The 14181-nt window shown below is 58.3% G+C and carries 11 protein-coding genes; 9 read left to right on the top strand and 2 right to left on the bottom strand.

The genetic code is table 11. The features are described 5' to 3' along the window. Positions 1-1089, bottom strand: a complete 1089-nt coding sequence (locus BN1117_RS04405; RefSeq protein WP_040095136.1) for a LysM peptidoglycan-binding domain-containing protein — start codon at positions 1087-1089, stop codon at positions 1-3. 107 nt (positions 1090-1196) lie between these two features. Here BN1117_RS04405 and def point away from each other — a divergent pair, with 107 nt between their 5' ends. The 5 genes from def (at position 1197) to BN1117_RS04380 (ending at position 7022) form a co-directional block, all read left to right on the top strand. After that, positions 1197-1709, top strand: a complete 513-nt coding sequence (gene def / locus BN1117_RS04400; RefSeq protein ID WP_040095134.1) for a peptide deformylase — start codon at positions 1197-1199, stop codon at positions 1707-1709. A 12-nt stretch (positions 1710-1721) separates the two neighbouring features. Next, positions 1722-2666 (top strand): methionyl-tRNA formyltransferase, encoded by a 945-nt coding sequence (gene fmt, locus BN1117_RS04395; protein WP_040095132.1) that lies wholly within the window; start codon positions 1722-1724, stop codon positions 2664-2666. Between the two features lie 60 nt (positions 2667-2726). Then, positions 2727-4019 (top strand): 16S rRNA (cytosine(967)-C(5))-methyltransferase RsmB, encoded by a 1293-nt coding sequence (gene rsmB, locus BN1117_RS04390; RefSeq protein WP_040095130.1) that lies wholly within the window; start codon positions 2727-2729, stop codon positions 4017-4019. 87 nt (positions 4020-4106) lie between these two features. After that, positions 4107-5483 (top strand): Trk system potassium transporter TrkA, encoded by a 1377-nt coding sequence (gene trkA / locus BN1117_RS04385; protein WP_040095128.1) that lies wholly within the window; start codon positions 4107-4109, stop codon positions 5481-5483. A 96-nt stretch (positions 5484-5579) separates the two neighbouring features. Continuing rightward, positions 5580-7022, top strand: coding sequence for a TrkH family potassium uptake protein (locus tag BN1117_RS04380; protein WP_040095126.1), 1443 nt, complete (start codon positions 5580-5582; stop codon positions 7020-7022). Positions 7023-7246: 224 nt separating this feature from the next. Here the strand turns inward: BN1117_RS04380 and typA are convergent, their stop codons facing one another. Further along, positions 7247-9058, bottom strand: a complete 1812-nt coding sequence (gene typA / locus BN1117_RS04375) for a translational GTPase TypA (protein WP_040095124.1) — start codon at positions 9056-9058, stop codon at positions 7247-7249. A gap of 351 nt (positions 9059-9409) precedes the next feature. Here typA and glnA point away from each other — a divergent pair, with 351 nt between their 5' ends. The 4 genes from glnA (at position 9410) to glnG (ending at position 14083) form a co-directional block, all read left to right on the top strand. After that, on the top strand, positions 9410-10819 hold the full coding sequence (gene glnA / locus BN1117_RS04370; RefSeq protein ID WP_040095122.1) for a glutamate--ammonia ligase: 1410 nt from the start codon (positions 9410-9412) through the stop codon (positions 10817-10819). A gap of 115 nt (positions 10820-10934) precedes the next feature. Beyond that, positions 10935-11519, top strand: a complete 585-nt coding sequence (locus tag BN1117_RS04365) for a DUF4124 domain-containing protein (protein WP_040095120.1) — start codon at positions 10935-10937, stop codon at positions 11517-11519. A gap of 80 nt (positions 11520-11599) precedes the next feature. Then, entirely contained in the window at positions 11600-12655 is a 1056-nt protein-coding gene (glnL, locus tag BN1117_RS04360; protein ID WP_040095117.1) for a nitrogen regulation protein NR(II), read from the top strand. Positions 12656-12664: 9 nt separating this feature from the next. Beyond that, positions 12665-14083 carry a nitrogen regulation protein NR(I) gene (gene glnG, locus BN1117_RS04355; RefSeq protein WP_040095115.1) on the top strand — a complete coding sequence of 473 codons (1419 nt, stop codon included), beginning with the start codon at positions 12665-12667 and terminating at the stop codon, positions 14081-14083. The last annotated feature ends 98 nt before the right edge of the window (positions 14084-14181 follow it).

Here is a 14181-nt window from a genome sequence, read left to right as displayed (position 1 = left end):
TCAGAAGTGAGTGACCTGATAACCGGTACTCACCATGTCTTTACTCTGCATGATGAGGCCATAACTCACCTTGTCATACACCTTGAACAACATGATGCGGGCAATAGCTTCCGAAGGTAGCGGCGCTTTATTACTGCTGTAAAACACCCGATCGTAGATTGAAGAGAGCTCCTTGTACTGTACCTTGCCGTTCTTGTTAGCCAGCGCAGTGCCTGGCCTACGGACATCCAGTACATCCCCGGCGACCAGTTGATCACGGGCACCCCGGTTGATCAATACAACATCAAATTTGCCACCACCCCGGGTCTTGTTCGGCAAATCAATGATATAGCCCGGCGTAATGGCGGGGGCTGCCTTGGGAATAAAGAGTGCGGGCAGGTAATCCTGGGCAGGCAGCGCCATCACCTTGTCACCCTGTAGCACTTCACGCTGGTTATGGGTCAGGGTCACTTCGGTCCGATCGCCATCAAGACGCGCTACAGCACGTATCACACCGGCGAAAATGGCCTCTTGTCCAAGTTGTTCACCGGTTTCGCGATCTTTATAGACCGCGCCGGGGTGATAGACGCCATACATCTCACCCGGGATAAGGGAACCCTGCACGTAGAGGGTGTCCCCCTCCAGCATACCGATATGTTTCTGATCCGAGCCCAGTAGATAAGGCAGGGCCTTCTGCTGCTGGCTGTCTGCCAGAATATGGTCGGTTTGCAAGAAAGCACCAATCTCGCTGATCGGCAGGGTCGGTATAGGGTTGGCCTTGTTTTCGTAGCGCGCCTTGGGGCTCAGGCGGATTACTGGCTTGCCCCCTTGCATCGCCTTGCCGAGCCGGGGCTCCCCATTGACCCAGCTCAGTTGCAGCACATCACCGGGGTAGATCCAGTGAGGATTGGCGATCTGCGGATTGATATTCCACAGACGGGGCCACAGCCAAGGCTCGGAGAGATATTTGCCGGAGATATCCCACAGCGTGTCGCCTTTTTGCACTACATAGCTTTCGGGATAACCCGCTTTCAACCTCAGCTGATCAGCCAGAGCACCTTGGCTCACAGTCACCATCAGGCAGGCGAGGATGGTTTGCTTCAGATACATAACACTCCCTGTTACTTCTGCACGCAAAGTGTTGCTGTTTTTTGTCGACGTAAATGACTAGAATTACGCCAATATTGACTGCAATTATACGAAACTAAAGAAAAACTATGGCCATTCTAGATGTATTGCGTTTTCCCGATGAACGCCTGCGCACTGTAGCAGCTCCTGTCGAGACCTTTACACCCGAGTTACAACAGATTGTAGATGATATGTTCGACACCATGTACGCGGAGGAAGGCATTGGCCTGGCCGCGACTCAGGTCGACATTCACCAACGCATCATAGTGATCGATGTCTCTGAAAACCGTGAAGATCCTCTGGTATTGATCAATCCGGAGATCATTGAGCAGTGCGGCAGCACCGGTATCGAAGAAGGTTGCCTCTCAGTCCCCGGCAGCCGTGCTCTGGTGCCGCGCGCCGAACAGCTCAAGATCCGCGCACTGGATCGCCACGGCAAACCGTTCGAACTGGAAGCCGATGATCTGCTCGCCATCTGCATCCAGCATGAGATGGATCACTTGGTCGGCAAGCTGTTTGTGGATTACTTGTCTCCACTCAAGCGCCAGCGCATTCGCCAGAAGCTGGAAAAAATGGCCCGAGAAGATCGCAAAGTCCTCTGAGGATCTGCCCCATTGAATAAGCTGAAACTGATTTTTGCCGGTACTCCCGACTTCGCCGCCCGTCACCTGGCGGCGTTGTTGTCTTCCGACCACGAGGTCGTTGCCGTTTATACCCAGCCTGACAAACCCGCAGGCCGTGGTCAGAAGCTCACTGCCAGCCCGGTCAAAGAGCTGGCGCTGGCCCACAATCTGCCGGTTTACCAACCCGCCACCCTGCGCAAGGAAGAGGCGCAAGCCGAGCTTGCTGCACTGGGTGCCGACCTGATGGTGGTGGTGGCCTATGGCCTGATCCTGCCCAAAGTGGTACTCGATACCCCGCGTCTGGGCTGCATCAACGTCCATGGCTCTCTGCTGCCCCGCTGGCGTGGCGCGGCACCGATCCAGCGTGCCATCTGGGCGGGCGATAGCGAAACCGGCGTCACCATCATGCAGATGGATGTGGGGCTGGATACCGGTGCAATGATCCGCAAGGTGAGCTGCCCCATCGCCGCCGATGAGACCTCCGCCAGCCTCTATGACAAACTGGCCGAGCTGGGCCCGCAGGCACTGGTCGACACCATCAATGCCATGGCCGCCGATGAAACCGCTGCCGAAGCGCAAGATGATGCGCAGGCAAACTACGCCGAAAAGCTCTCCAAGGAAGAGGCCCGCATCGACTGGTCGATGGAAGCCGCCGCCATCGAACGCTGCATCCGCTCGTTCAACCCCTGGCCCATCAGCTGGTTTGAAGTTGCTGACCAGACCGTCAAGGTATGGCAAGCCGCCGTCATTGACAGCGACCACGGCCAACCCGCCGGCACCCTGCTCAAGGCCGACAAGCTGGGGATCGATATCGCCACCGGCAAAGGGGTTCTGCGCCTGCTAACTCTGCAACCACCGGGCAAGAAGGCCATGTCCGTCTCGGACCTACTCAACTCTCGCCGCGACTGGTTTGAACCCGGCACGCAATTGAATTGAACTGGATTGAATTGACACAAGCGGGGCCCAGGCCCCGACTTGTGCATCTAAGGTAACGCTATGAAAACACGTGCACAGGCCGCTCTCGTTATTCAACAGGTGCTGGATCAGGGCCAATCCCTCTCCGCTGTTCTGCCTGCTGCCCAGGAGAAGGTTGCACCTCGCGATCGCGCACTCCTGCAAGAACTCTGCTACGGCACGCTACGCTGGCTACCCCGCCTCGATGCGGCAGTCAACGAGATGATGGACAAGCCGCTCAAGAACAAGAGCCGCATTTTCCACTACCTCATCCTGGTCGGTCTCTATCAGCTCATCTACACCCGCATTCCGGCTCACGCCGCGGTGGCCGAGACCGTCAACGCCGTCAAACTGCTCAAGGGCACCTCCCTGCGCGGCCTCATCAACGGCGTGCTACGCAACTTCCAGCGCAGCGCCGAAGTCATTCTGCTACGCATCGACCGGGTTCCCAGCATTCGCCTCGGTCATCCGGAGTGGCTCACCAAGCGCCTGCGGCAGGCCTATCCGAATGAGTGGGAATTTATCATGGAGGCCAACAACCAGCGCCCTCCAATGTGGATCCGCAACAACAGCCAGCGCCAGAGCCGTGATGCCATGTTGGTTCGCATGGCCGAAGCTGGCATCAATGCCGTGGCCGGTGAAGAGGGCGAGGATTGCATCCTGCTGGAGCGTCCTTGCGATGTGACCAAGCTGCCCGGCTTCGAAATGGGTGACTGCTCGGTACAGGATGGTGCCGCACAACAAGCTGCGGCACTGCTCGACCCGCAACCGGGCGAGTGGGTGCTGGATGCCTGCGCGGCCCCCGGCGGCAAGACCGCCCACTTGCTGGAGCGTCAGCCCAAGCTGGCTGGCGTGGTTGCCGTCGATGCCGACGATAACCGCCTCAAGCGGGTTCAGGAGAACCTGGACCGCATCGGTCTGACCGCCAGGGTGATCCACGGCGATGCTGCGGCACCGGAACAGTGGTGGCCAGAGGGTCAGTTCGACCGCATTCTGCTGGATGCCCCCTGCTCCGCCACCGGCGTGATCCGGCGCCATCCCGACATCAAGTGGTTGCGCCGGGATCAGGATATTCGTGAGCTGGCCGAGCTGCAGCGTCGCATTCTCCAGGCGCTCTGGGGCAAGCTGAAAAGCGGCGGCACCCTGCTCTACGCCACCTGCTCCGTCCTGCCGGAAGAGAACCGCGAACAGATCCGCGCCTTCCTTGCCGTGACCAAAGATGCCAAATTGGTGCCATTGCACGAACAGGACACCCCGGACTGCCCGGGTCGCCAGTTCCTGCCGGGCGAAGCCGAGATGGATGGCTTCTACTACGCCAAACTGGTCAAGCTCTGAGCCGGGCATGACCAACCTCATTCGGGAGAGCCGCCAGACTCGTTCTGGCGCGCCCCTTTACTGCATCAACATGGGTAGACGTTCCCTATGAAGATCATCATTTTGGGAGCCGGCCAGGTCGGCGGCACCCTGGCCGAGAACCTGGCCGGGGAGAACAATGACATCACCATTGTCGACACCGATAGCGAGCGGCTGCGCGAACTACAGGACAAGTTTGACCTGCGGGTGGTCAACGGCCATGGCGCGCACCCCAAGGTGCTGCGTGAAGCAGGGGCTCAGGATGCCGACATGCTGGTCGCCGTCACCAACAGTGACGAAACCAACATGATCGCCTGTCAGGTGGCCTACTCCCTGTTCAACACCCCGAACAAGGTGGCTCGGATCCGCTCACCCGCCTATCTGACCGAGCGGGATCGGCTGTTTCTGCCGGAATCGGTACCTGTGGATCACCTGATCGCCCCGGAGCAGTTGGTCACCGACTATGTACGTCGCCTGATTGAATACCCAGGCGCACTTCAAGTTGTTGATTTTGCAGGAGGACGTGTGGGTCTGGTGGCGGTCAAGGCCTACTACGGCGGCCCACTGGTGGGCAATGCCCTCTCCACCCTGCGTGATCACATGCCCAATATCGAGACCCGGGTAGCGGCCATCTTCCGTCAGGGTCGCCCGATCCGTCCGCAAGGCACCACTATCATTGAAGCGGATGACGAGGTGTTCTTCGTCGCCGCTGCGGGCCATATCCGTGCCGTGATGTCGGAGCTGCAGCGCCTCGAGAGCCCCTACCGTCGCATCATGATCGTCGGTGGCGGCAACATCGGTGCAGGTCTCGCCCGCCAATTGGAGAAGCGTTACAGTGTCAAGCTGATCGAGCGCAACCTGCCCCGGGCGGAGCAGCTCTCCGAACAGCTGGAGAACACCATCGTCTTCTGTGGTGACGCGGCAGATCAGGAGCTGCTGGCCGAGGAGCATATCGATCAGATCGACGTCTTCATCGCCGTGACCAACGAGGATGAGGCCAACATCATGTCGGCGCTGCTCGCCAAGAAGATGGGGGCCAAGAAAACCATGGTGCTGATCCAGCGCGGTGCTTACGTCGATCTGGTGCAAGGCGGCTCCATCGATATCGCCATCTCGCCCCAGCAGGCCACCATCTCTGCCTTGCTGACCCACGTGCGCCGGGCCGATATCGCCAACGTTTATAGCCTGCGACGCGGTGCTGCCGAGGCGATCGAAGCGATCGCCCATGGCGATGAGAATACCTCCAAGGTCGTTGGCAGGTCAGTGGGTGAGCTCAAGCTGCCACCGGGCACAACCATCGGGGCTGTGGTACGGGGAGATGAAGTCCTGATCGCTCACGATCGCACCAAAATCCAGCAGGATGACCACGTCGTCATGTTCCTGGTAGACAAAAAGTACATTCCGGAAGTGGAGCGGCTGTTCCAGCCAAGCCCTTTCTTCCTGTAACGACGTCATGTGCACAGGCTGTCAAACCAGACCCGGCTCAGCTCCCCCCAAGGGATGGTCCGGGTCTTTTGTTAATCACTGACCAGGTTATCGAGCATGATCAAGCTGCGTCCCATTATCTTCACCCTTGGACTGGTGCTCTCCAAACTGGCACTCTTCATGTGGTTACCCACTTTGCTGGCGCTACTGACCGGTTCTGAAGGCTTTGTCGAATTTCTGCAGTCAGTGCTGATCACCCACGGTGCAGCCCTGCTCTGTCTCCACTACGGTCGTAAAGCGGAGTTTCAGCTGGGGGTGCGGGAGATGTTCCTGCTCACCACCTCGGTCTGGGTGGTGGCCTGTATCTTCGGCGCCCTGCCCTTTGTCTTCATCAATCACATCGGTTTTGCCGATGCCTATTTCGAAACCATGTCTGGAGTCACGACTACCGGCTCCACCGTACTGTCGGGATTGGATAATATGGCCCACAGCATCCTGTTATGGCGCTCCATCCTGCAGTGGCTGGGCGGGGTCGGCTTTATCGTAATGGCAGTCGCTGTGCTGCCCTACCTCAACGTCGGTGGCATGAAGCTGTTCCAGACCGAGAGCTCGGACTGGTCAGACAAAAGTGCCCCCCGAGCCAAGACGGTGGCCAACAACATAGTGGTGGTCTATCTGGTGCTCTCCATGCTCTGCTTTATGGCCTACTGGGCCAGTGGCATGACTCTGTTCGAGGCGATCAATCACGCCATGACCACCCTCAGTACTGGCGGCTATTCCACTTCCGATCAATCCATGTCCCACTTCTCCAATTCGGCACACTGGATTGGTACCCTGTTCATGTTTCTCGGTGGCCTGCCCTTCCTGCTCTATGTCCAGAGCCTCAGCCATAGAGACTACAGCCTGCTCAAAGATGCGCAGGTTCAGGGCTTCTTCTGGCTAATCCTCTGGGTTACCGCCGTGGTCACACTGTACCTGTGGAGCAGGGGCATCTACGGTTTTCTGGATGCCCTGCGTATCAGCTGTTTCAATATTGTCTCGGTGATCACCACCACCGGATATGGCCTCGGCGACTTCGGCACCTGGGGCCCTCTCACCAGTGTCATTTTTATCTTCATCATGCTGCTCGGTGCCTGCTCCGGTTCAACATCCGGTGGCCTCAAGATCTTTCGCATACAGGTGGCATTCGCCCTGTTTCGCAAGCAGATGCGCCAGCTGATGCACCCCTCAGGGGTGTTCCCGCAAAAATACAATGGCCGCCCGGTCAATGACGCCATCATCCGCTCGATGATCTCCTTCGTACTGGCTTACTTCGCCATCATACTGCTGATCGCAGCCCTGTTAGCCACCATAGGCCTGGATCCACTCACTGCCATCTCGGGCTCCATCACCGCGGTTGCCAACGTAGGACCAGGGATGGGGCCCATCATTGGACCCAGCGGCAACTTCGCCAGCCAGCCTGACATGGCAAAGTGGATCCTGTCATTCGGCATGCTGCTGGGCCGCCTGGAGATACTGACCGTTGCAGTGATCTTCTTTCCCTCTTTCTGGCGCCAGTAACGCTTCACCGCAAGCCAATAAAAAGCCGCAGCATCTCAACGCTGCGGCTTTTTAATCTCAAACCTCTTCACCATGTATCAGCAGATTGAGCCCGTATTGCCAAATGACATGAACGACCTCATCTAAATCACAGGTATAAAAAACGGGCCCAAACCAGAGGGTTGGGCCCGTTTATCAGTGAACCGTCAGCGGCCGCGAGGGCTGCCGAGACTCAGCACATGGCATTAACCACGGCCGGCGCGCTTGCGATCCAGCTCGGTCAGCAGCTTCTTGCGAATGCGGATGGCCTTGGGGGTGATCTCAACCAGCTCATCGTTGTCGATGAACTCGAGCGCCTGCTCCAGGGTCATGCGGATCGGCGGAGTCAGCACCTGGGCTTCGTCGGTACCGGAGGCACGCATGTTGGTCAGCTGTTTGCCCTTCAGGCAGTTAACCGTCAGATCGTTGGAACGGGAGTGGATCCCGATCACCTGGCCTTCGTATACCTCGGTCGCGTGACCGATAAACAGACGACCGCGGTCTTGCAGGCCGAACAGGGCGAAGGTCAGCGCCTTACCGGTGGCGTTGGAGATCAGCACGCCATTCTGACGCTCACCGATGCTGCCACCCTTGTGCGGACCGTAGTGATCGAAGGTGTGGTAGAGCAGACCGGTACCGGAGGTCATGGTCAGGAACTCGGTCTGGAAACCGATCAGACCACGACTCGGGATCATGAAGTCCAGGCGGACACGACCCTTGCCATCCGGGGTCATGTTGGTCATTTCACCTTTACGCAGACCCAGTTGCTCCATCACGGAACCCTGGTGCGCTTCTTCAACGTCCACAGTGACGGTTTCGAACGGTTCTTGCAGTTCGCCATCGACGGTACGCAGGATTACTTCCGGACGGGATACCGCCAGCTCGTAACCTTCGCGACGCATGTTTTCGATCAGGATGGAGAGGTGCAGTTCACCACGGCCGGATACACGGAACTTGTCCGGATCTTCGGTCTCTTCCACACGCAGGGCCACGTTGTGGACCAGCTCCTGGTTCAGACGCTCCAGAATGTTACGGGAGGTGACGAACTTGCCCTCTTTACCGGCAAACGGTGAAGTATTGACCTGGAAGGTCATGTTCACGGTCGGCTCGTCAACGGAGAGCGGCGGCAGCGCTTCAACAGCATTGTTGTCACAGATGGTATCGGAGATTTTCAGCTCACCCAGACCGGTGATGGCGATGATGTCACCCGCTTGCGCGTCAGTCACTTCGGTACGGGACAGACCCAGGTAACCCAGCACCTGACCGACTTTACCGGTACGGTTCTTGCCGTTGGCGCCCACGATGGTGACCTGCTGGTTGGTCTTGACGCGACCACGGGTGATACGGCCGATACCGATAACACCCACGTAGGAGTTGTAGTCCAGCTGGGAGATCTGCATCTGGAAACCACCTTCGGCATCAGCCTTCGGCGCTTCAACGTTGTCAACGATAGCCTGGAACAGCGGCTCCATGTTCTCGGACTCGACGTCCTGATCCATGGTGGCCCAACCGTTCAGTGCAGAGGCGTAAACAACCTTGAAATCCAGCTGTTCGTCAGTCGCGCCCAGGTTGTCGAACAGGTCGAATACCTGATCCATTACCCAGTCAGGACGCGCACCCGGACGGTCAACCTTGTTGATGACCACGATCGGCTTCAGACCCTGAGCGAACGCTTTCTGGGTCACGAAACGGGTTTGCGGCATCGGACCGTCTACGGCGTCAACCAGCAGCAGCACGGAGTCAACCATGGACAGTACGCGCTCTACTTCACCACCGAAGTCGGCGTGACCCGGGGTATCAACGATGTTGATGCGGTAGTCATTCCAGCGGATCGCAGTGTTCTTGGCGAGAATGGTGATGCCACGTTCCCGTTCCAGATCATTGGAGTCCATGATCCGTTCCTGGCCTTCCGTGGAGCGGTCCAGGGTGCCGGACTGCTGCAGCAGCTTATCAACCAGAGTCGTTTTGCCGTGGTCAACGTGCGCAATAATCGCAATATTGCGTAAATTCTCTAACATTCTCGCCTCAATCACCGGGTAAAATTGGGCGCTAATTGTACTCTTGCCTTTGTGATCTGCCTAGCAGAATTGCAGTACATTCGCGCATAACAACGGATCTGGATCATAGACCTCTCTGACAAACCCTGCTTAGATGGGCAGTGACCGTATTTCGCGCACCATTACAGTGCACCAAAACGATCCACCATCGCACTAAATTGATGCAACGTGCGTCGAGATCGCCTGATTTTGGGGAGCCTCTTCAGCGAGATTGCCCTGAAATCAAGCTGTCACAAACTTGGCACGATACTGGCTTATGTGAATACGACGACGCATTCACCCAGAGAGTTTTAACACCGGAGGTTACTTAGCATGTCAGCCCAGAACGTTTTGGCCCTGATCCAGGAACACGAAGTCAAGTTTGTTGATCTGCGCTTTACCGACACCAAGGGTAAAGAGCAGCATGTATCCATCCCTGCTCACCAGGTTGATGAAGATTTCTTCGAAGACGGCAAGATGTTCGATGGTTCCTCCATCGGCGGCTGGAAGGGCATCAACGAATCCGACATGGTACTGATGCCGGACCCGGCCTCCGCCAAGCTGGACCCGTTCACCGAAGAGACCACCCTGAACATCGTTTGTGACGTACTGGAGCCTGCCACCATGCAGGGCTACGACCGCGATCCGCGCTCCATCGCCAAGCGTGCAGAAGATTTCCTGAAGTCCAGCGGCATCGCTGACACCGTGCTGTTCGGGCCGGAGCCGGAATTCTTCATGTTCGACAACATCACCTTCTCCAACACCATGGGCCACAGCTTCGTGAAAATCGAATCTGAAGAAGCCGCATGGAACTCCGGTACTGCCTATGAGCATGGCAACAAGGGTCACCGCCCGTTCGTGAAAGGCGGTTACTTCCCGGTTGCACCGGTCGACTCCTCCCAGGATATCCGTGCCGCCATGTGTCTGGTGCTGGAAGAGATGGGCCAGGTCGTTGAAGCTCACCACCACGAAGTGGCCACTGCCGGTCAGAACGAGATCGCTACCCGCTTCAATACTCTTACCCTGAAAGCTGACGAAGTACAGGTACTGAAGTACGTGATCCACAACGTGGCCCACGCCTACAACAAGACTGTCACCTTCATGCCGAAACCCATGTTCGGTGACAACGGCTCCGGTATGCACTGCCACCAGTCTCTGGCCAAGAACGGCGTCAACCTGTTCGCGGGCGACCTGTACGGCGGCCTGTCCGAGATGGCGCTGCACTACATCGGCGGTATCATCAAGCACGCCAAGGCCATCAACGCCTTCGCCAACCCGACCACCAACTCCTACAAGCGTCTGGTTCCGGGTTATGAAGCACCGGTCATGCTGGCCTACTCTGCCCGCAACCGCTCTGCCTCCATCCGTATCCCGGTAGTGCCGAGCCCGAAAGCTCGCCGTATCGAAGTGCGCTTCCCGGATCCGGCTGCCAACCCGTACCTGGCCTTCGCCGCCCAGCTGATGGCCGGTCTGGACGGTATCATCAACAAGATCCATCCGGGCGATGCCATGGACAAGAACCTGTATGACCTGCCGCCGGAAGAAGCCGCAGAAGTGCCGACCGTTGCCGGTTCTCTGGACGAAGCCCTGGCCGCTCTGGATGCAGATCGCGAGTTCCTGACCCGTGGCGGTGTGTTCAGCGATGACTTCATCAACTCCTATCTGGAACTGAAACAGCAGGATGTTGACCGTGTGCGCATGACCCCGCACCCGCTGGAGTTTGAACTCTACTACTCCGTCTAAATCGCAGCAGAGTGCCCGTTTAAATCTGGTCAGCTTGCTTAATCGTGACAAAACCCGCCATCTGGCGGGTTTTTTCTCTGATAGGATTAAGCAAAATACCGTCAAGGAGAGATGGATGAACAACAAGCATGGCATGGGGGTGATCACCCTGCTGTTACTGACCTCGTTTGGTACGGATGCGGCCAAGGTCTACTCCTGGGTCGATGGCAATGGCGTGACCCACTACTCGGATGCGCCACCCCCCGGCAAAAACGCCAAAGAGGTCGATCTGCGGGTCGCCCCGCTGCTCGGCAGCAGCACCCCCAGATCAGTGCAGGTGGACAACTTCAACAGTCTGACTGGCGCCGATGCCAAGAAGGAGCAGGAGGCTGCCAAACTGGTGATCGAACTGATCTCCCCGGAACAGGGCAGCACCCTGCGCGACAACACCGGCAACATTGTCTTTCAGGGCGCTATCAGCCCCAAACCCCCAATCCAGTATGATGTGCGGCTGACTCTGGATGGCAAAGCCGCCCCCATCGTCAGCAACAGCCTGTCGATCCGCGTTGAAAACCTTGATCGCGGCGCCCACGAGGCTCAACTCGAACTACTCGCCAAAGACGGTACGATCCTTGCTAAATCCAATGTAGTCACCTTTTACCTGCATAGAGCGAGCGTGAAACCGGCTCCCAAACCCACCCCCAAGGCCAACCAGGGGTGATATAGCGCCCCAATGCAGGTAAACTCCATGCACCATATTGGTGCATAACAGGTGTGTAGCACCGTTTTAGGGAGAAACCTGTGCCAACCCGCTCGGACAACGCCAAAACACTCTTGGATAATTTGCTGACCGCTGTGCTCCTGATGGACGAGCGGCTCTGCATCCAGTTCGTCAACCCGGCAGCCGAACAGCTGCTCTCCCTCAGTGAACGACGGCTGATCGGCATCGAACTGCCCCATCTGCTGGAACATATCTCCCTCGACTTGCAGCGGCTCAAGCAGTGCCTCGTATCAGGGCAAGGCTTTACCGACAGCGAAGTGACCCTGGTGGTGGAAGGAGAACCGCGACTGGTGGAGTTGAGCGCCACCCCCATGGCCGATCACGAACAGCGCCTGTTGGTGGTGGAGCTGCGCAAAATCGACCAGCAGAAGAAGATCAGCCAGGAGCAGCAGCAACATGCCCAGCAGCTGGCAGCCAAGGAGCTGGTGCGCGGCCTGGCCCACGAAATCAAGAATCCCCTCGGCGGCCTGCGCGGCGCAGCCCAGCTGCTGCAAAAAGAGCTGCCGGATCCTGCGCTGCGCGAATATACCGGCATCATCATCGAACAGGCTGACCGACTGCGGGTGCTGGTCGATCGACTGCTCGGCCCCCAGCGCCCCGGCCGTCAGCAGATGCACAATGTCCATTCGGTGCTGGAGCAGGTACGCCGACTGGTGGAGCTCGAACTCCCTCCCTCTGTTCGCATCGAGCGGGATTACGATCCCAGCATTCCTGAATTCGAGATGGAGCCGGATCAACTGCAGCAGGCGTTTCTCAACATAGTGCGCAATGCCGCCGAAGCACTCGGCGATCAGACCGGGCTTATCCGTATCAAGACCCGCACCGCGTTCCAGATCACCATCCACGGCCAGCGTTACCGGCTAGCGGCGGAGATCAAGATCATCGACAACGGCCCCGGCATTCCCGATGCCATTCGCGACACCCTGTTTTATCCCATGATCACCGGCAAGGAGGGGGGAACCGGGCTTGGCCTCTCCATCGCCCAGAACCTGATCGACCAGCACAAGGGCAAGATCGACTGCATCAGCTGGCCGGGTCACACCGAATTCACCATTTTTCTACCGCTTCGCAAGTAAGGGAACCCCATGACCGCCAAAGTGTGGATCGTCGATGACGACAGCTCTATCCGCTGGGTGCTGGAGCGCACTCTCGGCAGCGAAGGCTTCAACTGCGAAAGTTTTGCCGATGGCGAAGCGCTGCTGCATGCCCTTGAGCTGCGCTCGCCCGATGTGATCCTCTCCGATATCCGGATGCCCGGCATCGATGGCCTGAGCCTGCTGGAGCAGATCCACCGCCGTCAGGCCGATCTGCCCATCATCATCATGACCGCCCACTCGGATCTCGACAGCGCAGTCAACGCCTACCAGCGCGGCGCCTTCGAGTACCTGCCCAAACCGTTCGACATCGACGAAGCGGTGACCCTGGTGCGCCGGGCCGAAAATCACCTCAAGGAGCAACGCACCAAGCGCAAGTCTCGTCAGCAAGAGGCCACCGCCACCCCGGAGATCATCGGCGAGGCCCCCGCCATGCAGGAGGTATTCCGTGCCATCGGCCGTCTCTCGCGTTCCAGCATCTCAGTACTGATCAATGGTCAGAGCGGTACCGGCAAGGAGCTGGTCGCCCACGCCCTGCACAAACACAGTCCCCGTGCCCACAAGAACTTCATCGCCCTCAATATGGCGGCCATCCCAAAAGACCTTATCGAATCCGAGCTGTTCGGTCATGAGAAGGGGGCCTTCACCGGCGCCAACAACATCCGCCATGGCCGCTTCGAGCAGGCCGACGGCGGCACCCTGTTTCTCGACGAGATTGGCGACATGCCGCTGGATGTGCAGACCCGGCTGCTGCGGGTGCTGGCCGATGGCCAGTTCTACCGGGTCGGTGGCCATCAGCCGGTGCAGGTGGATGTGCGGATCATCGCCGCCACTCACCAGAATCTGGAGAAGCGAGTCGCAGATGGCGAGTTTCGCGAGGATCTGTTCCACCGCCTCAACGTCATCCGCATCCACATTCCCGCCCTCAAGGAGCGGCGAGAAGATATTCCCCAGCTGGCCCAGCACTTCCTGCTGAGAGCCGCCAAGGAGCTGAATGTTGAGGCCAAGAGCCTGCACCCGGATACCCAGGCCTATATCAGCCGCCTGCCCTGGCCGGGTAACGTGCGTCAGCTGGAAAACGTCTGCCGCTGGCTCACCGTGATGGCCTCGGGGCAGGAGGTGTTAGTGGGTGACTTGCCTGCCGAGTTGCTCACCCCCATCAGTAACAGTGCCGAGCCGGGTCAACCGGCAATGCCCGGCTGCTGGCAGCAGCAGTTGCAGGAGTGGGTGGCCAGCAAGCTGGCGCTGGGAGAGACAGACATCCTGGCCGATGCCATGCCCCAGTTCGAGCGGATCATGCTGGAGACGGCGCTAGAGCATACCCACGGCCACAAGCAGGAGGCAGCGCGTTTACTCGGTTGGGGTCGCAACACCCTGACCCGCAAGCTAAAGGAGCTCGATATCTCCTGAGTCCCGGGGAAAAACGATTCCCATCACGCCTTGATAAATCGCTGACCAATATGACCCCGTTTGCCTGCAAACGGGGTATCTTTTTTGAAAGCCCCGCC

The organism is Aeromonas australiensis (assembly GCF_000819725.1).
Taxonomy (GTDB): domain Bacteria; phylum Pseudomonadota; class Gammaproteobacteria; order Enterobacterales; family Aeromonadaceae; genus Aeromonas; species Aeromonas australiensis.
The sequence above is the reverse complement of the archived record's forward strand: the minus strand, read 5'-3'. Positions and strand labels throughout refer to the sequence as shown.